We start from the raw sequence: 23,163 nt of genomic DNA, 5'->3' as shown, positions 1-23,163 counted from the left end.
CGACCATGACCAATAGCAAACGCCGGCTGGATGTTACGCTGATCTTCGGCATTGCCGCCCTGATACTACTCCCATGGTATCGCATAGAGGGCGGCTTCTTCGGCCTTGGCTGGCTGAGCGGCTTTCCCGGCGACCCCTCCACAGCGCCTGGAATCCTGCAAATCGTCAGTCACGGTCGATGGTGGCTCGCGATCGCCGCCGGGCTCCTTATGCTCGGTGGCATCGCGCGCTTCATCTCCGAAGCGATGCCGCGCGGTGCGCTGATGGCGCTCGCCGGTGCGTTGGGTTTTGCCTTTTTGTCGCTGCAGGGACTAGCGATCACACCGTCGGGCTGGAGTTGGTCGATCTTCGAGACCATCTTCGGTGCGCTGGCGGACGGCCAGCCAGCGATGGGTGCCGGCGCCATTATCCTTGGCATCGTCTTCGTCCTGTTCTTTTCCTTCGGCCTTGCCGAACGCGGCGCGATGAAGGGAGATGCTTTCGTCGTCAGCGCCATTACCATGCTGATCGTCCTTGTCGCGATCTTCGTCTTTTATCCCGTCGGCAGCATGTTCGTCGGAGCCTTCCAGTCGTTCGACGGATCCTTCGATCCCAGCGGCTTCACGACGAACATTCAGGACCCGTCGATCTGGAGCCTCAGCTGCATTGTCGGCGGCGACCGCTGCGGCGTCGCCTGGCGCACGCTTTGGCTTGCTATCCTGACGGCAAGCGCGTCGACCTTGCTCGGGCTCTGCTTTGCGCTTGTCGCCACCCGCACCCGCTTTCCCTTCAAGAAGGGACTGAGGCTTCTCACGATCCTGCCGATTATCACGCCGCCCTTCGTGGTCGGTCTCGCGCTGACCCTGCTGTTCGGACGGGCCGGCGTCGTGACACAGGCCGCGGCTTCGATCTTCGGAACGGAACCCAGCCGCTGGCTCTATGGCCTGACCGGCATTTGGATCGCGCAGGTTCTCTCCTTCACGCCGATTTCCTTTCTTGTCCTCATCGGCGTGGTCGAAGGCGTCAGCCCCTCGATGGAAGAGGCTTCTCAAACTTTACGCGCCAATCGTTGGCGCACCTTCTGGCGGGTGTCCCTGCCGCTGATGAAACCAGGCCTCGCAAACGCCTTCCTGATCGGCTTCATCGAAAGCATGGCCGATTTCGGCAATCCGATGGTTCTCGGCGGCAGCCACGGAGTTCTGTCGACGGAGATTTTCTTCAGTGTCGTCGGCGCACAGAACGATCCTTCACGCGCGGCGGTCCTTGCCATGATCCTGCTCGTCTTCACACTGAGCGCCTTCCTCGCGCAACGCCTGTGGCTACAGGGCAAGAGCTTTGCGACGGTCACAGGCAAGGGAGATTCAGGCGCTCATGGCGCCCTGCCCCGCGGCCTCTCCATCGCCGTCCATGCGCTCGTCATCCCTTGGATGATCTTTACCGTCGTCGTCTACCTCATGATCCTCTTCGGCGGCTTTGTCCGCACTTGGGGTCTCGACAACACGCTGACGGTGGAACATTACGTCAAGGCCTTCTCGATCGGCCTGCGCGACGATGGCGGTCTTGCCTGGACCGGCGTTGCATGGAACTCCTTTTGGACGACGATAGAGATCGCCCTGATCTCCGCGCCCTTGACGGCTGCCGTCGGCCTGCTGACGGCTTATCTGATCGTGCGCCAGAAATTCGTCGGTCGCGGCCTGTTCGAATTCGCGCTGATGATGAGCTTTGCCATCCCCGGCACGGTCATCGGCATTAGCTACATCATGGCCTTTAACCTGCCGCCCCTGGAGATGACCGGAACGGCGCTGATTCTCGTTGCCTGCTTCGTGTTTCGTAACATGCCGGTCGGTGTGCGCGGTGGCGTTGCCGCCATGAGCCAGCTCGACAAAAGCCTCGATGAAGCATCGCTGACATTGCGAGCCGACAGCCTGCGCACCATTCGGAAGGTGATCCTGCCGCTGCTGCGGCCGGCGATCACCGCGGCGCTGGTCTATTCCTTTGTACGGGCCATCACCTCGATCAGCGCAGTTATTTTCCTCGTCAGCGCCCAGTACAACATGTCCACTGCCTATATCGTCGGTCTGGTCGAAAACGGCGAATATGGCGTCGCGATCGCTTATTCCTCCGCGCTTATCGTCGTCATGATATCAGTCATCGCCGGGTTCCAGCTGCTCGTCGGAGAAAGGCGGCTGCGGCGCGTGAACCGTGTCGCGATAATACCGTCGCCGACCGCGCCTACATCCCTCGTTCAGGAGAAAACCGCATGAATCCGAAGGCTCCCGGTTCCGTCGTCTTCGAGAATGTTCGAAAAACCTTCGGAGCGTTCACGGCCATTCCCGATCTCTCGCTCACCATCGAGCCCGGCACGCTCGTCACCCTGCTCGGCCCCTCCGGCTGCGGCAAGACGACGACGCTTCGCATGCTGGCGGGGCTGGAACATCCCTCCTCCGGCCGCATTCTGATCGGCGGCAAGGATGTCACCATGCTTCCGGCAAACGAGCGGGACGTCTCGATGGTCTTCCAGAGTTATGCCTTGTTTCCGCATATGACGGCGCTCGACAATGTCGCCTATGGATTGGAATCCTCCGGCATGAAACGCAGGCAAGCGCGCGAGAAGGCGGAGGGTGCGCTTGGTCTTGTCGGCCTTGCCGGCATGGGCTCGCGTCTTCCGGCCGAGCTCTCCGGTGGCCAGCAGCAGCGCGTCGCCGTGGCCCGTGCGCTCGTCGTTGAGCCGCAGGTTCTGCTTCTCGATGAGCCGCTTTCCAATCTTGATGCCCGGCTGCGCCGGCGCGTGCGGACGGATATTCGGGAATTGCAGCAACGGCTTGGCTTTACCGCCGTCTATGTGACCCATGACCAGGACGAAGCGCTCGCCGTTTCCGATCGCATCATCGTCATGAAGGATGGCGGTATCGCTCAGCAAGGTGCGCCGCGCGAACTCTACGATGCCCCGGCGTCCGCCTTTATCGCCGACTTCATGGGCGAGGCCAATGTCATGCCGTGCGACGTTGTCGAAACCGACAACGATGGTATCACAATCGCCATCGAAGGACTTCGCCACAGGATCAGCAACCGTTCAGTCAAACACGGCCCCGCCCAGCTTGCCGTCCGGCCGAACGCGATCATTCTGACGCCAAGGACAGGCAACGGCCAGTTCCATGGCCAGATCACTCATTCCGCCTATCTCGGCGATCATGTCGAGTATGAGGTAAAGACCGATCGCGGATCGCTCTTCGTTGTCGATGCCACGGTCGATTCCGCCCTTCCTCCCAACACCGATGTCACGATCGCTTTCAAGGATCGCGGCATTGCCGTCATCAGCGGCTGATTGCCGTCAAACATCAGACGATTAAGGACATAATTGCATGACCTCCGCTCCCCTCGCCGATCTCGAAGCACGTCTCGCCCTTGCCGAGACCATCGCCCGTGAGGCCGGCAAGCTCGCGCTCGACTATTTCAAGCGCCGCGAGACCCTGATCATCGAAACCAAGCGCGACCCGCAGGATGTCGTTTCGATCGCCGACCGGGAGGTTGAAAATCTCATCCGTGGACGCATCCATGAAGCGCACCCGCAAGATAGCATTCTCGGCGAGGAATATGGTCTGGAAACGGGCAGCTCCGGCTACACCTGGGTCGTCGATCCGATCGATGGCACAAGTCCCTTCGTCAGCGGCATGCCGAACTGGTGCGTTTCCATCGCGGTATTGCATGACGGCATTCCCGTGATCGGCGTCATCTCCGCACCATGCCACGATGAGCTTTACGTCGCCGCGCACGGCAAGGGTGCCACCTTGAACGGCAAGAGCCTCAAGCTGGATGTATCGCGCAACATCCGTAACGCCGTGACCGGCATCGGCGCCAACAACCATGTCTCACCGGCCTTTGTCGCGAAGATGGTCGAGCAGGTTCTCGAAGCCGGCGGCAATTTCATCCGCAACGGCTCGGGCGCCTTGATGCTCGCCTATGTCGCCGCCGGCCGTTTGGTCGGCTATTACGAACCCTATATGCATGCCTGGGATTGCCTGGCCGGCTATTGCCTCGTGCAGGAAGCCGGCGGCTGGTACCATCCCTTTCCGACGGAAGGTGAACGTCTGACCAAGGGATCGGTGGTTCTGGGTGCCGCCCCGGGTGCGATCGATGATCTTAAAAAGATAGCTGGCTTATAAGTTTTCCCGGTAGACAACAGCCGAGTAGGCATTAGTTTAAATGAACGCGCTTGCAAATCTGCCGCCAAATCGGGTGGCCACGCTGCGCAAAGCGGACTGGCTGATCAAGGAGGGTTAGCCAATCGTTTCATGGAAGGGATCATAATGGGAGGAAAAATGCCTAATCGCCTCGCGTGGAGCTGCCTTGTAGCGGCTGCCATTTCATTCGGAGGGACGTCGCACGCGCTTGCAGTGACCGAACTGCAATGGTGGCATGCCATGTCGGGTGCCAACAACGAAGTCGTCGAGCAACTGGCCAAGGAATTCAACGACGGCCAGAAGGACTATAAGATTGTTCCGGTGTTCAAGGGCACCTATCCGGAAGCGCTGAATGCCGGTATTGCGGCGTTTCGCGCCAAGCAGGCGCCGGCGATCCTGCAGGTCTTCGACGCCGGCAGTGGCGTGATGATGGGTGCGGAAGGCGCGATCATGCCGGCGGCTGAAGTTCTGAAAAAGGGCGGCTATACATTCGACAAGTCGCTCTACCTGCCCGGTATCGTTTCCTACTATTCCAAGCCGGATGGCACGATGCTGTCCTTCCCCTATAATTCGTCTTCACCGATCCTCTATTACAACAAGGATACCTTTAGGAAGGCCGGGCTCGACCCCGAGCACCCGCCGAAAACCTGGCCGGAGGTTTTCGACGCCGCCAAGAAGATCAAGTCGAGCGGGGCATCGGCCTGCGGCCTCACCTCGACCTGGCTGACCTGGATTCAGACCGAGAATTTCGCCGCCTGGAACAATATCAGCTATGGCTCCAACGAAAATGGTCTCGGAGGCACCGACGTCAAGCTGGCGTTGAATACGCCTCTCTTCGTCCAGCATTTCCAGTCGATCGCCGATCTCGCCAAGGATGGCACCTTCCGCTATGGCGGCCGCACATCGGAGGCAAAGCAGCTCTTTACCTCGGGAGAATGCGGCATTCTGACGGAATCGTCGGGAGGCCTCGGCGACATCATCAAGAGCGGCATGAATTACGGTATTGGCCAATTACCTTACTACGAAGGCGAAGGCCGCCCACAGAATACCATTCCCGGCGGCGCCAGCCTCTGGGTGTTTGCCGGCAAGAGCGACACAGAATACAAGGGCATTGCCGAATTCTTCCATTTCCTGTCTCAGACCAAGATCCAGGCACGCCTGCATCAGGTTTCCGGATACCTGCCGGTGACGATGGCCGCCTATGAGGAAACAAAAAAATCCGGCTTCTATGACAAGAATCCCGGCCGCGAAACGCCGATCCTGCAAATGCTCGGCAAGGCGCCGACGGCCAACTCCAAGGGCGTTCGCCTCGTCAACCTGCCGCAGGTACGCGATATCATGAACGAGGAGTTCGAGGCGATGCTGGCCGGCAAGGAAGATGCCAAGACGGCGCTCGACAAGGCTGTCCAGCGTGGCGATGCCGCTATCCAGCAAGCCATTGGCAATTGATGGGCTGATGCGATTTGACCCGCGGCCGACAAAGCTGCGGGCCGTTTTCTCGTCCTAGGAGATCGCCGTGCAGCGCGTTGTCTTTCCCAACAAGATCCTACCCTATTTCCTCGTCGCGCCACAAATCGTCCTGACGATCGTGTTCTTCTTCTGGCCGGCAAGCCAGGCGCTTTATCAATCGACGCAGCGCGAAGACCCTTTCGGACTGAAGAGCGGCTTCGTAGGGCTTGCGAATTTTCGCACCATCTTATCCGACGAGACCTACCTGCATTCCCTCCAGGTGACGGTGATCTTCAGTATCGCGACGGCGCTGCTGTCGATGAGCGTCGCGCTCGCGCTTGCAACCGCCGCCGACAAGGTGGTGCGCGGCCAGACACTCTATCGAACGCTGCTGATTTGGCCTTATGCCGTCGCACCCGCCGTCGCCGGCATGCTCTGGCTCTTCATGTTCAATCCTGCAATGGGTACCTTGGCCTATATCCTGCGTCGCAACGGACTTGCCTGGGACCCCCTGCTGAACGGCAATCAGGCCATGGTGCTGGTCATCATCGCCGCCGCCTGGAAGCAGATTAGCTATAATTTCCTGTTCTTCGTTGCCGGACTGCAGGCAATCCCAAAATCGTTGCTGGAAGCCGCATCCATCGACGGCGCCCGCGGCAACCGGCGCTTCTGGACGATCGTCTTTCCCCTGCTTGCGCCGACGACCTTCTTTCTCCTGGTGGTCAACACGGTCTACGCCTTCTTCGACACCTTCGGCATCATCCATGCCGTCACCGGCGGCGGGCCGGCGAAGGCGACGGAGACCCTCGTCTACAAGGTCTACAATGACGGCTTCGTCAATCTCAACCTCGGCTCTTCCGCGGCTCAGTCCGTCATCCTCATGGTGATTGTCATAGCGCTGACGGCATTCCAATTCCGCTTCGTCGAGAAGCGTGTGCATTATGCGTGAGGATTACCGATGATCGAAAAGCGTCCCGTCGCCAATCTCATCGGCCATCTGATGCTGGTCATCGGCATTATCATCGTCGCCTTCCCGATCTATTACACCTTCGTTGCCTCGACGATGACGTCGGCCGAGATTTTGCGGCCGCCGATCTTCCTGCTGCCCGGCGGCCATTTCGTCGAGAACTATGGCGAGGCGCTGAACGGCGGTGTCGAGCGCGTGGTCGGCGTCAGCCTTGAACGGATGCTCTGGAACACGTTTGTTGTCGCTGTCATCATCGCCGCCGGCAAGATCGCGATCTCCTTTCTCTCGGCCTTCGCCATTGTCTTCTTCCGCTTTCCGCTGCGGATGGTGTTCTTCTGGATGATCTTCGTCACGTTGATGCTGCCGGTGGAAGTACGCATCCTGCCGACCTACAAGGTCATCGTGGATCTCGGCATGATCGACACTTATGCCGGCCTGACCCTGCCGCTGATGGCATCAGCGACCGCGACGTTCCTGTTTCGGCAGTTCTTCTTGACGGTGCCGGGTGAACTCCTTGAAGCCGCCCGCATCGACAATGCCGGCCCATTCCGCTTCATGCGCGATATCCTGTTGCCGCTATCGAAAACCAATATCGCCGCCTTGTTCGTGATCCTCTTCATCTATGGCTGGACGCAATATTTGTGGCCACTATTGGTCACGAATGACGCGAAGATGTCGACGATCATCATCGGGCTCCGGAAGATGGTGGATTTCGCCGACGCGGCGACACCGTGGAATTTTGTGATGGTAACGGCGATCTTGGCGATCATTCCGCCCATCCTCGTCGTGGTGCTGATGCAGCGCTGGTTCGTCAAAGGTCTGGTGGAGACGGAGAAATAATGGCCGGGATCACTCTCAAGGACGTCCGCAAAAGTTACGGCGGCAACGTCGACGCGATCAAGGGCGTGTCGCTCGATATCGCCGATGGCGAACTTATCGTCCTGGTCGGGCCTTCCGGCTGCGGCAAGTCCACGCTCCTGCGCATGATCGCAGGCCTTGAAGCCATCACCTCAGGCGAAATCAACATAGGCAGTCGTATCGTCAATCGTCTGGAACCCTCGGAGCGCGACATCGCGATGGTCTTTCAGAACTATGCGCTTTATCCGCACATGACGGTGCGACAGAATTTGGCATATGGCCTGAAGAACAGGAATGTCCCAGCAGCCGAAATAGACCAGCGCATCCAATCAGCGGCACGATCGCTTGAAATCGAACCCCTCCTTGAGCGCAGACCACGTCAACTCTCCGGCGGTCAGCGGCAACGCGTAGCGATGGGTCGTGCCATCGTGCGCGAGCCGGCGGCGTTTCTGTTCGACGAGCCGCTTTCCAATCTCGATGCCAAGCTGCGGGTGCAAATGCGTGTCGAGATCAAACGGCTGCAACGATCTCTCGCGACCACGAGCGTCTATGTCACCCATGACCAGATGGAGGCCATGACGCTGGCCGATCGCCTGGTCGTCTTGAATGGCGGACGGATCGAGCAGGTCGGCACACCCATCGAGCTCTATGAACGACCGGCCACGACCTTCGTTGCGACCTTCATAGGCTCGCCTTCGATGAATCTTCTGAAACCTACCGAAAACAGCACAATTGTGCTTTCGCCTGACAGCCGCCTTGGCGCCGCTGACATGACGGTCGGCGTCCGGCCCGAGGATCTTCACCTGGCCGGCGGTGCGAGCGATGCGGCTTTCAGCGCGAAAGTGCGTATCCAGGCGGTGGAGCTCGTCGGGGCGGAGAGCTATGTCTACGGCACCCTGGCGGACGGCCAAACCGTCGTCTTTCGAGTTTCGGGGCGGTCCCGGCTCGCAATGGACACAGAATGCGTGGTTACCGCTTCCGCCGAGAGCCTGCATTTCTTCGACGGTCACGGGAACCGATTAGACCGCGCATAAGCAGTTCAAATCTTGTGATGAGGCTGTCAGAGAGCGCCGTTTTGGGGATGTCTCGGCTTTCCATGTCGGGCCTCCTCATTTATGACGGATTTATGACAACGCCTGTTTGGAGTGCGGAAAGTGAACTGGTTTCGTAGACTGATGCCGAGAGAAGACCGGTTTTTTGATCTTTTCTCTCGACATTCGCGCACGATCGTCAGCGCGGCGGAAGCTCTGAACGAATTGCTGGCCGGCAAAGACACGGAGCAGCACTGCCAGCGCATTGTTGAGCTCGAGAACGAGGCCGATGACATCACGCGCGAAGTTCTGCTTGCCACTCGGCGCAGTTTCATCACGCCCTTTGACCGTGGCGACATCAAGGATCTCATCATGTCAATGGACGATGCGATCGACATGATGCACAAGACGGTCAAGACGATCCGGCTATTCGAACAGGACAGCTTTGATCCCGGTATGCAGGAAATGGGCAAGGCGATCGTCGAGGCCGCAAAACTGGTAGCCGAGGCAATCCCTCTCCTTGATCGCATGAGTGCCAACTCTTCTCGCCTCAGCGCGCTCACCGAAGAGGTTGTAAAGGTCGAAGGTCGCTCCGATGAGCTACATGATCAAGGTCTAAAAGATCTCTTTCGCCGATATGGCGGCACCAATCCAATGGCATACATCATCGGCAGCGAGATCTTTGGTGAATTGGAGAAGGTCGTCGACCGTTTCGAGGATGTTGCCAATGAAATCAACGGCATCGTAATCGAGAACGTCTGATGGAGGCCACTCTCGCTTTCCCATTGCTGGTGGGCCTCATCGCGGTGGCATTGTTCTTCGATTTTTTGAATGGGCTGCACGACGCAGCCAACTCAATTGCCACCATCGTCTCGACCCGGGTCCTGCGACCGCAATACGCCGTGTTATGGGCCGCATTCTTCAATTTCATCGCTTTCCTGTTCTTCGGGCTCCACGTCGCCGAAACCCTCGGCACCGGCATTATCGATCCCAACATAGTCACGCCACAGGTCATCTTCGCCGCCCTGATGGGGGCGATCATATGGAATATCGTGACTTGGGTACTGGGCATCCCATCAAGCTCGTCGCATGCTCTGGTCGGTGGCCTCGTAGGTGCCGGCGTGGCGAAGATTGGCATGGATGCCATTGTTTGGTCCGGCCTGCTTAAGACGGCCGGTGCCATCGTCATGTCGCCACTGCTTGGCTTCGTGCTCGCGCTCTTCCTCGTGCTATGCGTGACATGGATATTCGTTCGCCAGACGCCTTTCGCCGTCGACAGCACCTTCCGCGTCCTGCAATTCGTCTCCGCTTCTCTCTACTCCCTCGGCCATGGCGGAAACGACGCCCAGAAGACCATGGGCATCATCGCCGTACTGCTCTACTCCCAAGGTCATACCGGAGCGGAGTTCCACGTGCCCCTGTGGGTGGTGTTATCCTGTCAGTCCGCGATGGCGCTCGGAACACTGTTTGGCGGTTGGCGGATCGTGCACACGATGGGCTCGAAGATCACGAGGCTCAATCCAATGCAGGGCTTTTGCGCTGAGACCGGTGGCGCCTTGACCTTGTTCGCCGCGACATGGCTTGGCATCCCGGTCTCGACGACCCATACGATCACGGGCGCAATCGTCGGTGTCGGCGCCGCGCGGCGGATCTCGGCGGTTCGATGGGGATTGGCGAGCAATATCGTCGTCGCATGGATAATAACCCTGCCCGCGGCGGCGGCTATCTCGGCAATAGCCTACTGGATCACGAACTGGGTGGGATAAAGCCGCCAAGCCCTATTGCGCAACCGCGAGGTTCAGTCCCCTTGCCCGCCGGCATCGTCCTTGTGCTTGTTTTTCTTGGAAGACGGCTTCTCTCCCTTTTTCATGACCGGCGGGATGGCCGGCCTTTCGACCGCACCGGTCGCGCCCTCGGTCTCCTCATATTTCGCTGGTCGCGAGCGAGGGGGATCCGTCATCTCTTCATGTTTCCGCTTCTTCATGACAGCCCTTTCCAGGTGGTCATCCGCCGGACGGAACTATTCCGCGTTGAGATGGTTCCCAAGCATCGTCTGGATGATCGAAAGGCTTGGCATTTCGGATCTCGAATAATGTCGTTTTTCCGACGATATTGCTGCCCCACCTCGACGAATAGTTGTGCTTAAGAAGATCTGAACCATCTACCTTCGGTCGTTCGACTGTTAACCAGCCCGCGGCGGAAGCGCTGACACTGAGCCAGGGATGGCGTGTCGCTGGTGTCATCCCATTCGCTGGTATTCCAGATCGCCTCAAAGGAGTAGCATGCCAATCGACGCGGTCACGTTCGCGGCGTTCACTTGACGGATCGCCGCTTTATCCATCGTCAGCGGCTAAAGAAGGATTGAACGACGTCCACAAGACGTTTCATGTCGGTGGGCTTCCCGAGATTGAGTGCCTTGGCCAAAACATCATGCCGGGCAAGTTCCGCCGCATCGCTTGCACTGGCGAGGACGAACGGGATATCCCATGATTTTAAAAGGAAAGCGACCGGAGTAACCTTCTCGCTGCCGAGAGTGACGTCCAGAACAGCGGCATCCGGACGTTGGCTCCTCAGCAGGTCGAGGGCTTGCCCGACCGAGCTCGCCGGGCCCAGGACCTCGAATCCGCTACTGGTCAACACGCTTTCCAGCTCCAGGGCGATAAGGAACTCGTCTTCAACCACAAGAACGATCCTGCCAAGAGCCTTGTCATTTTCAGGTTCGCTCATGAACGTTTCCAAGGGAGCTTGATGATGGCAGTCAAACCTTTTGGATTGAAGTTAAGTTCCACCGTTCCACCAAGATGTCGGCAAGTGCCTTCGATCAGCTCGGTACCGTAGCCTCTTCTCGTCGGCGGCATGATCGCGGGGCCGCCCGTTTCGCGCCACCGGCATACGAAATAAGAGCGGCTCTCCGGCACTTCCTCCAGTGACCATTCGACATGCAAGGCACCGCTTGGGGCGGATAGCGCGCCGTACTTCAACGCATTCGTTGCCAGCTCATGGAACATCATGCTGACTGGCACGATCTCCGAGCCCCGAATCTGCACTCTTGGCCCCTGGCAATGGAGACGATCCATTCCAGGCTCGCTGACCGATTGCCTCAGCAGGGTTTCAAAATCGGTCGTTTCATTGATGGCCGCGATCTCCTGGGCATGAAGAGTGACCTCGAGGCGTCCCAGGAAACGATCACGGTAGTCAACGGCCGTCAGATCTTCCGCATTCATCTGCATCGCTAGCGATCGCACGACCGCGAAAAGGTTCTTCATCCGATGGCGTGTTTCCGAAATGATGAAATCCTTCTCGGCGTCGTGCCGCTGCCTTTCCGTCACATCGTCGAAGAGGACAAGGATGTTGGTGCTATTGTCATCCGGGTGCACAAGGCGGCGCGCATCGACGAGGAACGTACGCCGGCCGATAGTTGGAAAATCATGCGCGACTTCGTACCCAATGACAGCGGCTGCTTTTGGGATGACCGCGGCGATCAGCTGTCGGAGCTCGGTAACATCCCACTGACCGTTGCCGAGATCAAAGAAACTCTCCCCCAGAATATCGTCCCGCTCGACCTCGAACGTTTTCAAGAATGCATTGTTTGCGGTCGCGACGCACAAGTTCTGATCAAGAACGACAATCGGCTGCGTCATCGTATCGACCACTCCCTGCGCCTGGACATGTCCGGTTCGCAAAAGGCGGTATAGATCTTCCAGCATCATTCCCCTTGCTCCAGCAGATGCACCCGACATATGTCACAGGTTTCCTAGTAAAAGTAATGGCCGCCCGAGCCTTGGCAAGACCGGCAACGAAGGCGATGCCGTCGAGGTAATTCGATCGCCTCCCCGCCTTCCTCGCTGCGCGATCCTCAATGAAGAGACATTTCGTTAGAATGCGGTGAAGCCGAAGAGGTGCACACCTTTCTAACCAGGCCCTGAAAAGCTATCAGCACATGCTAAATCCGAACAGACGACGTTCATTGCGAAGAATACTCATCCGGTTCTCGAGTGTCCCAGCGATCCTGTTTCTTTGCCAACGCTATGTCCGTAATTCAGTTCCCCGATGCTTGTCGACCTACCGGTTTGGGAACCAGTAGGCGCTCCGCACTTAGGCGGCCGGCCTCGAATGATGGAAACATGACAAGCGCTGCGGCGCGCTGAGGAGGCTGGGAGGGAGAACATTAAATCTTCGAATGGCTGGTATCGACCATCGTGCCGACGTGGGGCGTCACTGGCGGGGGCGCGACGACGCACCGAAAAGCGACCGCTGTAATCCGCACCTTCATGAGCATTGGCATGCCCGCCGGTGACCGAGGCGGAACAGGCCGGCAAGAACGGCTTGCCGACATAAGAGAGCTGTGGCCCGATCCGGGTGCCTGCCAATGGGAACAAGCACGTCTTGGCGCGAGAAAGCGCCTGCGTTGACATTAGCCAATCAGGTTATCGATGCGGATCGGAAGTTTGCGGATACGCTTGCCGGTAGCGTGGTAGACCGCACTGGTGATCGCGGCCGCCGTTCCGACGTTGCCGAGTTCGCCAAGCCCCTTGACGCCCGCCGGGTTGACGTCCGGATCGGTCTCCGACACAAGGATGACTTTTACGTCCTGGATGTCTGCATTCACCGGCACGAGATAGTCCTGCAGATCCCGATTGACGACGCGGGCATCGCGCAGGTCGAATTCAGTCGCTTCGTGAAGGGCCGACGAAATTCCCCAGATCATCCCGCCCATGAGCTGGCTGCGCGCCGTCCGGGTATTCATGATCCGGCCAGCTCCAAAGGCGCCGACGATCCGAGGGACGCGGATTTCCCGGGTTCTTCGATGAACCCGGACCTCGACGAATTCAGCACCGAAGGCATATTTTACCTTCTTGCCTTGATCACCGCTCACCATTTCCAGTTTGCCCTTGTATAGGTTGGAAACGGCTTCCTCGGAAGCAGCGTCAGGACGAAATTCGCTATATTGCTCGATGACGCCGGCTCCCAACTGCTTGAAAGCGTCCTTGAGGCCCTGCGAACTCTCGCCGATGACGAGCTTATTCTCTCTGAGCATGATCGAGTGCGGATCGCGGCCGGCGAGTGGCCCGTCATTTGATGTCACCGCCGCGCGGGCGAGCTTTTCGCGGATTTCCCCGCAGGCTTTGATGATCGCTGAAGAGACGCTGGCCGTCGTATTCGAGCCGCCGGCAACGGGCGCCGGCGGAAGCCGCGTATCGCCCATCTCGACCTCGACGGCGCTTACGTCGAGCCCCAATTGTTCCGCTGCAACCTGGGCGGCAATCGTGCGCACCCCGGTGCCGATTTCATGGGAGGCGGTCTGGACCCGTGCCCGCCCATCCTCGGTCAGGGAGACGCGAACTGCGCAAGGCGCGATATTGGTTGGATAGATCGCCGTCGCGCAGCCCATGCCGACAAGCCAGTCGCCATCCCGCATGCTGCCTACATCCGGATTGCGCTTCGACCAGCCAAATTCGCGGGCCGCCTCATCGTAGCATTCCATCAGCGAGCGGCTGGAGAAGGGGCGGCCTTCGATCGGCTCCTTCACGGCATCGTTGACGCGCCTGAACTCTACCGGATCCATGTTAAGAGCAACCGCCATCTCGTCCATCGCGCTTTCCAGTGCATAGACATAGGGGGTCTCCGGTGGGGAACGCATATAGCTCGGCGTCGGCCTGTCCGCCTTGACCAGAAAAACCTTGGTCAGTACCGATCCATAATCATACATGAGGCCGGTTGTCTTCGTTCCGCCGACCACATAAGGATCCGGACGGGACGTCACCTCCCAGCCCTCGTGCTTTAGAGCAGTTATCTTGCCGTCCCGCGACGCGCCAATCTGGATATGGTGGCGCGTTTCGGCACGGTAGGTCTGCGTGGTGAACGCCTGTGGTCGGGTAACGACACACCGCACCGGCCTGCCAAGCCTGCGCGCGGCAAACGCGACGATGGCTGTTCGCGGCGTGATCGGCCCCTTCGATCCGAAGGCACCCCCGATGTAGGGACTGACCACCCTTACTTGATCAGGTTTGATCTTCAGCTGCCGCGCGATCTCGACTTTCCAGCCGTAGACATTCTGGCTCGGTTCGTGAACAACGAGTTCATCCCCTCGCCAATAAGCAGTCGTGGAGAACAGTTCGATCGGATTGTGATGCTGGGTCGGCATCTCGTATTCGGCGTCGATCTTGACGTCCGCGGCAGCAAAGGCGGCGTTGAAATCGCCCGCCTTGACGTCTTCCTTGAACTGCTTGCTCGCTTCTGCCGCAGCCACGGTTTCCGTGCCTTCCGACCCGAAGCTCGTGCTCGGTCTCTCCGCCTCGTAATCGGCGGTGATGCGCATGGCGCCTTCGCGGGCGGCCTCGATGGTCTCGGCCAAAACCAGCGCGATGATCTGGCCATCATGCCAGATCTTCGTATCGTGGAGAGGCCCGATGGAAGTCGATCCCGATGTCCCGAATTCGGGAGTTTCTAAGTCATCTCGGATGCTCTCATGGGTAATGATGTCAATTACACCTGGCACGGCCCGCGCCTGGTCCAGATGCAGCGATGTCAAGTGACCCCGCGCTACAGCACTCGTCACCAGCATCCCATGCGCGAGATTGTTGACCGGAATGTCGGCGGGATAGGATGCCTTTCCCGTCACCTTGAGGCGGGCGTCGATCCGCGGCAGTGGCTCACCCATGTTTTCCTTTGCAGGTGGTGCGGCCTCGTTCATGGTCATATCCTCATATCCCGAACCTCGAGCAAGGCCCGTATCAATGTCTGTTTTCCAAGCTCGATCTTGAAGGCGTTATGCTCGCGCGGCCGGGCGTCCGCAAACGCGGCCTGTGCCGCGATTGAGGCGCTTTCCTCCGTGAGGGGCTTGTTCCGGAGCGCCTCCTCGGCCGCCGTGGCGCGCCAAGGAACGGTAGCCAGCCCGCCAAGACCGATACGCGCATCGCGCACGATATCTCCATCGAGGTTGATTGCGACGGCTATGGAAGCGAGGGCGAAGGCATAGGACTGACGGTCGCGTATCTTGAGGTAACGAGATCGTGCAGCCCAGGCCGGGACATTCACCGCGATGGCCGTAATGATCTCGCCTGGCCGCAGCGTCGTTTCGACATCCGGCCGATCGCCCGGCTGGCGATGCAGTTCTGCAAAGCGGATACGCCGTCTGCCGGATTGGCCTGATATGTCGACGGAGGCATCGAGAGCAATCAGCGCCTGGGCAAAGTCTCCATGATAGGTCGCTATACAGGAGTCGCTAGTTCCGAGCACCGCATGCTGCCGGTTGAAGCCTTCGATGGCAGCGCAGCCGGAGCCGGGATCGCGCTTGTTGCAAGGCCATGAAATCTCGCGGAAATATTCGCAGCGCGTCCGCTGCAGCACATTGCCGCCAAGGCTTGCCATATTGCGGATCTGTCGGCTGGCCGCGAGTTTCAGGCTTTCGGCAAGCATCGGGCATCTTCGGTTGATTTCCGGATGGTCCTCGACCTCGCTCATGCGGACCAGAGCGCCGAGACGAATATCGGGATCACCGATCTCGATCGTCTTCAATGATCGATCCTCGATGCAGTTGATATCCACCAGACGCGACGGCCGATTGACGCCGAGCCGCATGTAGTCGGACATGTTCGTGCCACCGGCGATGAACTGTGACGGCGCGGCGGTTGGAGGAGTTTCCTTTGCTTCGCTCGCCTCCGCGATGGCCCTGCCGACATCACGAGCAGTTTGATAACTGAAAGGTAGCATCAGAGCTTCTCCATCTCGTCGCGGGCCTGTTTCACGGCAGCGAGGATGTTGGGGTAAGCCGCGCATCGACAGATATTGCCGCTCATGTATTCGCGAATGTCGGCATCGTTACCGGCATGTCCTTCGTGCACGCAGGCAACCGCGGACAGGATCTGACCGGGCGTGCAGTAACCGCATTGGAAGGCGTCATGGTCGATAAACGCCTGCTGCATCGGATGCAGACGCCCATTAACCGACGAAAGACCTTCGATCGTGGTGATCTTGTGCCCGTCATTCATCGCCGCGAAACTCATGCAGGACAAGGTCCGCTTTCCATCGGTGAGCACCGTGCACGCTCCACATTGCCCGTGGTCGCAGCCCTTTTTTGTACCCGTCAGGCCCGCATGGTCACGAAGGAGATCCAGGAGCGATGTGCGCGGGTCAACGCTGAACTGATAGGGTTGGCCATTGATCTTCATCTTTATCGGGACCGTAGACTGCGTCGACACCGCAGCGAGCCGCGCTTCTTGCTCTTTCGAGGCAGCACCGACTGAAATGGCCGTTGCAGACGTGATTGTCCCGGCCAGGAGTGTGCGCCTCGTGACCCCCGAGGCCGGGGCTTCTTCTGGATTAGACATCCGATACCCTTTCCGATGTCGATTTCAGCAGGAAGACCACACGGTCCGAAGGACCGCCGTGAGCACGCCTAACCATGAATTCGCCACAGGGTTCCCGGCGACTTCGCCACGAAATTGTCCTCGCTCAGTCAGTCGCCCTTTTTCTCAGCGTCGACGATACCATCGACCTTCCGGTGGATATTGGCCAAAGACGCCGCCCAATCCCGGAGATCGGCGACGACGAGATCCGGCACTTCCATGCTGGCGAAATGCCCGCCGCGATCGTGTTCTCGCCAATGAACGACGTCGTAACCCTTTTCGACCCAGCTCCGTGGCGGCCGCGGATGACGCGGATCGGGGAAGCTCGCGAACCCCACCGGGACGGGGACCCGACATCCTTCCGGCAGGCGTCGTGCACCCTCTGATTCTGCACCGGCATACATCCAGGTCGCCGATCCGAAGCTATCGGTCATGACGGTCAGCATGAGGTTAGTGATGAGGGTATCGAGACCGAAGACCTCATCGATCGCACGCCCACGCAGATCCGCCCAGTCATGGAAGCGCTCGAGAATCCAGGCCGCCTGTGCGACGGGGTTACCCGCCGCCAGGAAGGCGAGCGACTGCGGCCGCGTCGCGTGGAGCCGGCTGTATGCACCGAGCCGGTTTTCGGCCGCTTCGAATGCCTCGAGATAGGCGCGTTCCGCGTCGGTCGTCGGCGCCGCCGCGGGTTGCGCGCCGGGATAGTCGATGTGGATGCTGCGTACGTCTTCGCGGTGATCCAGAGCGAGCCAGGCGGCGATGACGACACCCCAGTCGGTCCCCGCCACCAGATAATCTTGATAGCCAAGCGCGTCGCGCATTAGGCGCGCAAGCCACCCGGCGGTGACGCGCGGGCCGACTGGCGCGGCCGGCTTATCCGAATAGCCGTAGCCGGGCAGCGAAGGGATGACGAGGTCGAATGCATCCATCGGCGTGCCGCCGAAGCGTGACGGAAAAGCCAGTGCATCGATGACCGGCCAGAACTGGTAGACCGAACCCGGCCAACCGTGGATCAGCAGGAGCGGACGCCGCCCCTGCGCCTCGCCGCGTACATGAACGACGTGCAGCCGCATCCCCGGCGCGACTTCGGCGAGCAGCTGCGGATAACGGTTGAGTATGCCCTCGCCGGCTTCGATATCATAGCTGTCTGCCCAATGACGGCAAAAGCGGCGCAGGAAATCGGGATCACAGCCATAACGCCATCCGCTGTCCGCAGCGTTGTACGGCCATTCAAAGCCGCGAATGCGCGACCGCAACAATGCGAGCGCGGATGCATCCCAGCGTATATGAAAGTCATTGTCCGGCATCTACAGGAAACACTCAGCGGCCATTGAAGTTCCGCATGAGAGACCCTCACGACAAGCCGGGATGCGGGCGGGTAAGCAGGGCGATCTCGTCGACGATGCACGAAAACGTCAAACGCCACTGATATCGCGATCGCCGGCGCTCTGCTGACGAAATGGAAACTCCTCGATCGATGCCAACATATTGTTCTTCTTCAGGAACCGCTCGAAGTTCTTCCTCACTGCACTCAATGGAAACTGACCGCTACCGCATCTCTGCAGGCCCTCAGCACGACGACATGCGCGACGTCGCGCTTCTCTTCCGGCCATTCCTCAAGGAAATCAACGATGTCGTCGAGGCAACATATTTCCTGAATGAAGTGCTTCCCTCTCACGAAAAGAGGGCGGTCAAACACGTGACTTGTCATTGTTTCCTCCCTTTACCTGGTGTGCCGATGGCCGAAAAATTTAGAAAGCGCATTTTTCTCCGCAAGAGATGAAGCTCGCAACGAGCTTGGCCAGGACACGATCAATGTCGCGAAGCATCGTCTATTCACCAAAGGGATAGGTTTCCGGCATGCCGCGATGGTGCTCAATCCCAAGCGGCTCCACTGCCTGCGTCTCATCGAACCAGACATAGGCATCGAATTGCTCGGGAAGGATCGCCTGGCTGTAATGGCTCCACAGTTCGGTGTCGGGCCGATAGATGACGCCGATGAAGCGCTCCAGTCGTGGCTCGGAAAGGCGGCGCCGGAGTGGCTCGTGCTTGCCAGGCGACAGGTCGAGCAGGAAGCTGTCCCCTCCCGCATCATGACACATCCGCTCGTAGCTGTCAGGTCGGGAGGGATTCACATGCATGACTTCCATGTCTCCATCCCAGTCATGCGCGGCGGCCACCGTGCCAGTATGGGTGCCGAAACCGATGAGAGCCGCCTCACCTCCGAAAGCCTCTCGACAAAGCTGGCCGATATTAAGCTCATCACGCGTTGCACCCATATCGGTAAAGCGTGCGTCACCGATATGACTGTTGTGCGCCCAGACGATCGCCTTGGCATCCGGTCCCTTCGCGTCAAGCAGGCGTTGCAGCGTTTCAAACATATGGGTATCACGCAGGTTCCAGCTTTCCGCTCCGCCATAATACATGATGCGGTAGTAGCGCTCCGCGGAAGCGATCAGCCGGGCATTCTGGGCGGCATCGAGGAAAGCGTCGCCGTCGTGCCTGGCATAATCCAGCCGCCTGCGTAAAAGATCCTGGCATTGGTCGATCACCGCCTGCTCACATTCCGCATAACCGCGACTGAGTGCCGCCCGGCCATAGGTCGCGGGGTTTTTCTGCCAAGGCGTCAGGCAGCCGTAGCGCTCACGGGCGATCGCTGCCGCCTGCGGGTCGACCGTATCAAGATAGTCAAGCACTGCACCGATCGAGCCGGACATGTTGTAGATGTCGAGCCCGTAGAAGCCGGTGCGGTCCTCTGCGTCGATAGCTGCGTTATGCTTGCGCATCCATTCGATCAGCGCTTGGATCTCTGTGTTGCGCCACATCCAGGTTGGAAACCGTTGGAATGGTGTCTCCTCACGCCCGGACGCCGACCGATATCTGACATATCGATCTACTTTCGCCGCGTCCGGCCAATCCGCTTCGACCGCAACAATTGTGTATCCTCGACGGGTGATCAGGTAGCGCGTGATCGCAGCCCGGGCACGATAGAATTCGGCGGTTCCGTGGCTCGCCTCCCCGAGCAAAACCACACGCCGGTCGCCGAAGCGGTCGAAAAGGTGCCCGAAGGCAGGATCATCGAAGTTCGGTAGGTCTTCCGCTGCTTCGGCAATCATTTCCGGCAGGCTCTGCTTTCGAGACGCACCCGGCTTATGATTGCTTGCCGCGCGCCGGCCATCCTCGGACCAGCCTTGCTCGCCGATCAGGGGCACAAACATCACAGCACCGAGATCCGTCTCCTCATAGCGTACCGCCGTGCGCCGAACGATCTTGCACAACCTCTGACCGAACTCCTCGCCCACGGGGATTACAAGCCGCCCGCCAATCGCGAGCTGTTCCTTCAGCGCTTCCGGCACGGCAGGGCCGCCCGCAGCCACCAGAATGGCGTCGAATGGCGCCTGGTCGGGAAATCCACGCGTACCGTCGCCGCGTAGCCCGAGCCGGCTCCCACCTCGAGTACGCGATCGCCCGGGCGCACCTCCGCCGCCTCGATCATCAAAGCCACGATATAGGGCTGGGAAATGGTCTGCCCCTCCCCGAGGGCGAGAGGCGCATCCTCATAGGCGAACTCGGCCATGCCCTCGGCGACGAAGCGTTCTCTTGGTACGGTACGCATCGCATTGAGAACATACTCGTCGCGTATCCCGCGCCGCTTAATGTGCGCCTCAATCATGTGATCGCGCATGCGCTGGTAGTCGGCCATCTTGGCCTCCTTGCCCTTTCCTCACCGTTCCAGCGACGTTCGGGCGTGGTGTAAGGGCGAATCCGCTCCTATGGATTGTTCAAGAACGACACCGACCACGTCTGCTAAGCTCAACAGCGATCGACATAGCGGTTCCCGTTGCGGTCGCGGTAGTAGCAGCGGCCGGGCTGTCCTGCGACGTTCCCGATCAAGGCGCCGGACACTCCGCCCACGGCTGCACCGACCGCGGCGCCGCGAACATTGCCTGTTGCTACGCCGCCAACGACGGCGCCCGTGGCGGCGCCGATCCCGGCGCCTTGCTCTGTCGAAGAGCAAGCCGTGAGACACAACGCTACGCTGGTAACAATGATAAATGTTTTCATTTGAACCTCCATTTCAGTTCGTTCCAGCCGGCGTATCAACAACGACGATCAAGTAAGCGGATCTTCTCGCCGAACATATTACGCAGCCTGGTCAAAATGCCCGGCCGATCGCCTGCAGCAATGATTGCACGAACGTTATGCGCGGCCGTCGATGCACGCACCGTTGGCCCGAAGTGGCAATGACAGAGAAGCCTATGCAATTGATTGTCACTCAGCTCGAAGAATCGCTTGGCTTCGCCGTAGCTGTCGTCTTTCAGGCCCGCTTCATGCATGAGCTGGTCGGCAAACGCTACTGACAGAGGCGAGTTGTCCGCGCGCATGACCGCGCGATCCCTCGCAGGCTGAAATTCTGTCTCCTCCAGGGTTGAAAGTGCTTGATGCCCACAGCGCTCGAGAAGATTCGCCCAGCGTTCGAGGCGTTCGCGCCTGGTCATCGTAGGCAGCCGGTGCGGATATCCGAGAGTGACATTGGCAACGGTCTGAATGTCTTGAAGGGCATGGTGTTTCATTGAATGCTCCTTTCAGTTAGAGCTCGCAGCCGGCTATATTCACGATAGTGGTCCGTCAGTCAGACGGCAGCGCATCTCGATTTATTTCGCCTTTGGCCAATCGGGTCAGCAGGATGTCCGTCTGCTTCTCCTCTTCGAGGCTCCGGTGCAGCACCTCCTGATCTTCCCGCAGGTCCAGCTGACCGGCCAGAGCGGCAGCCGTGCCATATGCCGCGATCTCGTAATGTTCGAGCCTCTGAGCGGAAGCGATGAGACCAGCATCACGCAGGTCATTTCCCTTCAGCATGGAAGCCATTTTTTCGGTCTCATGGATCAGAGCCTGCATCGCCTGATCCGCATGGGCTGCCGGGACGGCTCCATGCTTCTGCAGGAGTGACACGAGGCGGTCCTTTTGCACCTCGGTTTGCGCGCGATGGTGGACCAGTGCATCCTTTAATGACGGATGTGCTGCGACCTCAGCCATTCGCAGTTACGAATCGGCGAGTTGACTTTCGACACTGACAAGCTCCTGAAGCTCGGCGAGATACATGTCCTTGAAACTGCTGATCTGCATCACAGCAATCCTTTCACCGCTTTGGTCGGGTAATGAGCTTCCTAACCGGAGCAATGACCAAATGTTCCGATCAAATTCCAAAGCGGGTTTGAGCGATCCTGGAAGCCTCCCATTGAGCTGCTGCTTGGCTCAATACCGCGTTCCACGCCAACAAGGCTTTCGCCTCCCTCGCCCTTTCATAATCCCGCATTCCAGCTGTCTGACCCGACCATCAGCCTTGGAACAATAGGCATGCGCTATGGTTAGTCGTGTGACCATTTCATCCGCCTCGAGCCTGAGGCCAAGGAAGTGATTAATCGATCATGGACATGCCGATGACGAAACATATTAGAACACGCGATCTCGATATCGCCTATGAGGAAGCCGGTGACCCGCGCGGGAAGCCCACCGTGCTTGTCCATGGTTGGCCCGACGATGTCCGTTGTTGGGATAAGATCGTTCCTGCTTTAGTGGATGGCGGTCATCGCGTCATTGCTCCATATCTGCGCGGCACCGGTCCTACGACCTTTCTCTCGGCAGACACGATGAGGAGTGGCGCGGTCGCGGCGCTAACCGAGGACCTAGCCGAATTCCTCGAAGCGCTCGACCTGAGTGACGTGGTGATCTGCGGTTATGATTGGGGTGCGCGTGCCGGGTATGGCGTGGCGGCACTCTTTCCCGGGCGTCTGCGCGGCCTGGTGGCAATGGCTGCGGGTTACGCTACCTCCCAGCCCATCAAGGAGATAGGCTACGACCTGGCAAAGGCATATTGGTACGAGTGGGTAGTTGCACTCAAGCAGGGACAGGAGGCAATGGACAAAGACCGGCTCCGCCTTGCCAGATTTCTCTGGGCGACCTGGTCTCCCGATTGGCCGACGAAATGGCAGGATTTCGACGAGATGGCACCCTCGCTTCAGAACGACGATTGGGCGCCGATCAGCATTCATGCCTATCTGCAGCGTTGGAAAGAGACACCCGGCGCCCCCGAGCACGAGGATGTCGAGCGCAGGCTTGCCGAAAACCCGGCGATCCAAGTTGCGACCCTGGTACTGCACGGCGCTTCCGACGGGTGTAATCTCGTTGATACCTCGGCTGGCAAGGACCAGTATTTCGCGGCACAATATGAACGCGTCGTTCTCGACGCGATCGGCCATTTCATTCCCCAGGAAGCACCGAAGCAGACCCTTGATGCGATCTTGCGCCTCACCTCCCGTTGACGAGGACCTTCGGTGTTCGCCTCCGGG

21 protein-coding genes and 1 pseudogene are annotated in these 23,163 nt (G+C 59.2%); 10 read left to right on the top strand and 12 right to left on the bottom strand.

Annotated elements, in window-relative coordinates; genetic code table 11:
* The first annotated feature begins 5 nt into the window (after positions 1-5).
* The 9 genes from JJQ51_RS02520 to JJQ51_RS02480 all read left to right on the top strand — a co-directional run bounded on the left by JJQ51_RS02520 (position 6) and on the right by JJQ51_RS02480 (position 10,231).
* Entirely contained in the window at positions 6-2,243 is a 2,238-nt protein-coding gene (locus JJQ51_RS02520; RefSeq protein WP_269244238.1) for an ABC transporter permease, read from the top strand.
* Entirely contained in the window at positions 2,240-3,304 is a 1,065-nt protein-coding gene (locus JJQ51_RS02515) for an ABC transporter ATP-binding protein (protein WP_152095204.1), read from the top strand. Before JJQ51_RS02520 ends, JJQ51_RS02515 begins: the two co-directional genes overlap by 4 nt.
* Positions 3,305-3,341: 37 nt before the next feature.
* On the top strand, positions 3,342-4,142 hold the full coding sequence (locus JJQ51_RS02510) for an inositol monophosphatase family protein (RefSeq protein ID WP_152094076.1): 801 nt from the start codon (positions 3,342-3,344) through the stop codon (positions 4,140-4,142).
* Between the two features lie 156 nt (positions 4,143-4,298).
* Entirely contained in the window at positions 4,299-5,609 is a 1,311-nt protein-coding gene (ugpB, locus tag JJQ51_RS02505) for a sn-glycerol-3-phosphate ABC transporter substrate-binding protein UgpB (protein WP_368518497.1), read from the top strand.
* A 67-nt stretch (positions 5,610-5,676) separates the two neighbouring features.
* Positions 5,677-6,558 (top strand): sn-glycerol-3-phosphate ABC transporter permease UgpA, encoded by an 882-nt coding sequence (gene ugpA / locus JJQ51_RS02500; protein WP_113353099.1) that lies wholly within the window; start codon positions 5,677-5,679, stop codon positions 6,556-6,558.
* Between the two features lie 9 nt (positions 6,559-6,567).
* A complete protein-coding gene (gene ugpE, locus JJQ51_RS02495) occupies positions 6,568-7,416 on the top strand; it encodes a sn-glycerol-3-phosphate ABC transporter permease UgpE (protein ID WP_113353098.1) in 849 nt (282 codons plus the stop codon).
* The gene (locus JJQ51_RS02490; protein ID WP_145634614.1) at positions 7,416-8,468 is read left to right on the top strand and encodes a sn-glycerol-3-phosphate import ATP-binding protein UgpC; all 1,053 of its coding nucleotides are present in this window, start codon (positions 7,416-7,418) and stop codon (positions 8,466-8,468) included. Before ugpE ends, JJQ51_RS02490 begins: the two co-directional genes overlap by 1 nt.
* A 141-nt stretch (positions 8,469-8,609) precedes the next feature.
* A complete protein-coding gene (locus tag JJQ51_RS02485; RefSeq protein WP_145634702.1) occupies positions 8,610-9,227 on the top strand; it encodes a DUF47 domain-containing protein in 618 nt (205 codons plus the stop codon).
* On the top strand, positions 9,227-10,231 hold the full coding sequence (locus tag JJQ51_RS02480) for an inorganic phosphate transporter (RefSeq protein WP_145323093.1): 1,005 nt from the start codon (positions 9,227-9,229) through the stop codon (positions 10,229-10,231). Before JJQ51_RS02485 ends, JJQ51_RS02480 begins: the two co-directional genes overlap by 1 nt.
* 32 nt (positions 10,232-10,263) lie before the next feature.
* On the opposite strand, the gene JJQ51_RS02475 is transcribed toward JJQ51_RS02480, so the two are convergent.
* The 12 genes and pseudogenes from JJQ51_RS02475 to JJQ51_RS02420 form a co-directional block, all read right to left on the bottom strand.
* Positions 10,264-10,449, bottom strand: a complete 186-nt coding sequence (locus JJQ51_RS02475) for a hypothetical protein (RefSeq protein ID WP_145634617.1) — start codon at positions 10,447-10,449, stop codon at positions 10,264-10,266.
* 359 nt (positions 10,450-10,808) lie between these two features.
* Entirely contained in the window at positions 10,809-11,192 is a 384-nt protein-coding gene (locus JJQ51_RS02470) for a response regulator (RefSeq protein ID WP_269244237.1), read from the bottom strand.
* A complete protein-coding gene (locus tag JJQ51_RS02465) occupies positions 11,189-12,175 on the bottom strand; it encodes a PAS domain-containing protein (protein WP_152094077.1) in 987 nt (328 codons plus the stop codon). The genes JJQ51_RS02470 and JJQ51_RS02465 overlap by 4 nt, the downstream gene beginning before the upstream one ends.
* Before the next feature lie 704 nt (positions 12,176-12,879).
* Positions 12,880-15,159 (bottom strand): xanthine dehydrogenase family protein molybdopterin-binding subunit, encoded by a 2,280-nt coding sequence (locus JJQ51_RS02460; RefSeq protein WP_269244357.1) that lies wholly within the window; start codon positions 15,157-15,159, stop codon positions 12,880-12,882.
* A 2-nt stretch (positions 15,160-15,161) separates the two neighbouring features.
* Positions 15,162-16,178 (bottom strand): FAD binding domain-containing protein, encoded by a 1,017-nt coding sequence (locus JJQ51_RS02455; protein WP_152094078.1) that lies wholly within the window; start codon positions 16,176-16,178, stop codon positions 15,162-15,164.
* A complete protein-coding gene (locus JJQ51_RS02450; RefSeq protein WP_113421072.1) occupies positions 16,178-16,795 on the bottom strand; it encodes a (2Fe-2S)-binding protein in 618 nt (205 codons plus the stop codon). The genes JJQ51_RS02455 and JJQ51_RS02450 overlap by 1 nt, the downstream gene beginning before the upstream one ends.
* A gap of 128 nt (positions 16,796-16,923) precedes the next feature.
* A complete protein-coding gene (locus JJQ51_RS02445; protein WP_152094079.1) occupies positions 16,924-18,120 on the bottom strand; it encodes an epoxide hydrolase family protein in 1,197 nt (398 codons plus the stop codon).
* 224 nt (positions 18,121-18,344) lie between these two features.
* Positions 18,345-18,524 (bottom strand): hypothetical protein, encoded by a 180-nt coding sequence (locus tag JJQ51_RS32890; protein ID WP_442967271.1) that lies wholly within the window; start codon positions 18,522-18,524, stop codon positions 18,345-18,347.
* Positions 18,525-18,645: 121 nt separating this feature from the next.
* Positions 18,646-20,516: pseudogene (locus JJQ51_RS02435) on the bottom strand (erythromycin esterase family protein).
* 110 nt (positions 20,517-20,626) lie between these two features.
* Positions 20,627-20,878, bottom strand: coding sequence for a YMGG-like glycine zipper-containing protein (locus tag JJQ51_RS02430; protein ID WP_095437759.1), 252 nt, complete (start codon positions 20,876-20,878; stop codon positions 20,627-20,629).
* Positions 20,879-20,913: 35 nt separating this feature from the next.
* A complete protein-coding gene (locus JJQ51_RS02425) occupies positions 20,914-21,387 on the bottom strand; it encodes a hypothetical protein (protein WP_152094082.1) in 474 nt (157 codons plus the stop codon).
* 55 nt (positions 21,388-21,442) lie between these two features.
* Positions 21,443-21,850, bottom strand: coding sequence for a YciE/YciF ferroxidase family protein (locus tag JJQ51_RS02420; RefSeq protein ID WP_269244236.1), 408 nt, complete (start codon positions 21,848-21,850; stop codon positions 21,443-21,445).
* Between the two features lie 404 nt (positions 21,851-22,254).
* Here JJQ51_RS02420 and JJQ51_RS02415 point away from each other — a divergent pair, with 404 nt between their 5' ends.
* A complete protein-coding gene (locus tag JJQ51_RS02415; RefSeq protein ID WP_269244235.1) occupies positions 22,255-23,136 on the top strand; it encodes an alpha/beta fold hydrolase in 882 nt (293 codons plus the stop codon).
* Positions 23,137-23,163: the final 27 nt, after the last annotated feature.

It is taken from the genome of Rhizobium sp. AG207R (assembly GCF_027109195.1).
Taxonomy (GTDB): domain Bacteria; phylum Pseudomonadota; class Alphaproteobacteria; order Rhizobiales; family Rhizobiaceae; genus Rhizobium; species Rhizobium dioscoreae.
Note: the sequence above shows the minus strand (reverse complement) of the source record. Positions and strands in the feature narration are given on the sequence as shown.

Coding starts and splice junctions, on each gene's coding strand:
- JJQ51_RS02520 (WP_269244238.1), top strand. CDS start 6: ATGACCAATAGCAAACGCCGGCTGGATGTTACGCTGATCTTCGGCATT.
- JJQ51_RS02425 (WP_152094082.1), bottom strand. CDS start 21,387: ATGAAACACCATGCCCTTCAAGACATTCAGACCGTTGCCAATGTCACT.
- JJQ51_RS02420 (WP_269244236.1), bottom strand. CDS start 21,850: ATGGCTGAGGTCGCAGCACATCCGTCATTAAAGGATGCACTGGTCCAC.
- JJQ51_RS02475 (WP_145634617.1), bottom strand. CDS start 10,449: ATGAAGAAGCGGAAACATGAAGAGATGACGGATCCCCCTCGCTCGCGA.
- ugpB (WP_368518497.1), top strand. CDS start 4,299: ATGCCTAATCGCCTCGCGTGGAGCTGCCTTGTAGCGGCTGCCATTTCA.
- JJQ51_RS02455 (WP_152094078.1), bottom strand. CDS start 16,178: ATGCTACCTTTCAGTTATCAAACTGCTCGTGATGTCGGCAGGGCCATC.
- JJQ51_RS02465 (WP_152094077.1), bottom strand. CDS start 12,175: ATGATGCTGGAAGATCTATACCGCCTTTTGCGAACCGGACATGTCCAG.
- JJQ51_RS02430 (WP_095437759.1), bottom strand. CDS start 20,878: ATGAAAACATTTATCATTGTTACCAGCGTAGCGTTGTGTCTCACGGCT.
- JJQ51_RS02485 (WP_145634702.1), top strand. CDS start 8,610: ATGCCGAGAGAAGACCGGTTTTTTGATCTTTTCTCTCGACATTCGCGC.
- JJQ51_RS32890 (WP_442967271.1), bottom strand. CDS start 18,524: ATGACAAGTCACGTGTTTGACCGCCCTCTTTTCGTGAGAGGGAAGCAC.
- JJQ51_RS02490 (WP_145634614.1), top strand. CDS start 7,416: ATGGCCGGGATCACTCTCAAGGACGTCCGCAAAAGTTACGGCGGCAAC.
- JJQ51_RS02470 (WP_269244237.1), bottom strand. CDS start 11,192: ATGAGCGAACCTGAAAATGACAAGGCTCTTGGCAGGATCGTTCTTGTG.
- ugpE (WP_113353098.1), top strand. CDS start 6,568: ATGATCGAAAAGCGTCCCGTCGCCAATCTCATCGGCCATCTGATGCTG.
- JJQ51_RS02515 (WP_152095204.1), top strand. CDS start 2,240: ATGAATCCGAAGGCTCCCGGTTCCGTCGTCTTCGAGAATGTTCGAAAA.
- JJQ51_RS02510 (WP_152094076.1), top strand. CDS start 3,342: ATGACCTCCGCTCCCCTCGCCGATCTCGAAGCACGTCTCGCCCTTGCC.
- JJQ51_RS02450 (WP_113421072.1), bottom strand. CDS start 16,795: ATGTCTAATCCAGAAGAAGCCCCGGCCTCGGGGGTCACGAGGCGCACA.
- JJQ51_RS02415 (WP_269244235.1), top strand. CDS start 22,255: ATGACGAAACATATTAGAACACGCGATCTCGATATCGCCTATGAGGAA.
- JJQ51_RS02460 (WP_269244357.1), bottom strand. CDS start 15,159: ATGAACGAGGCCGCACCACCTGCAAAGGAAAACATGGGTGAGCCACTG.
- JJQ51_RS02445 (WP_152094079.1), bottom strand. CDS start 18,120: ATGCCGGACAATGACTTTCATATACGCTGGGATGCATCCGCGCTCGCA.
- JJQ51_RS02480 (WP_145323093.1), top strand. CDS start 9,227: ATGGAGGCCACTCTCGCTTTCCCATTGCTGGTGGGCCTCATCGCGGTG.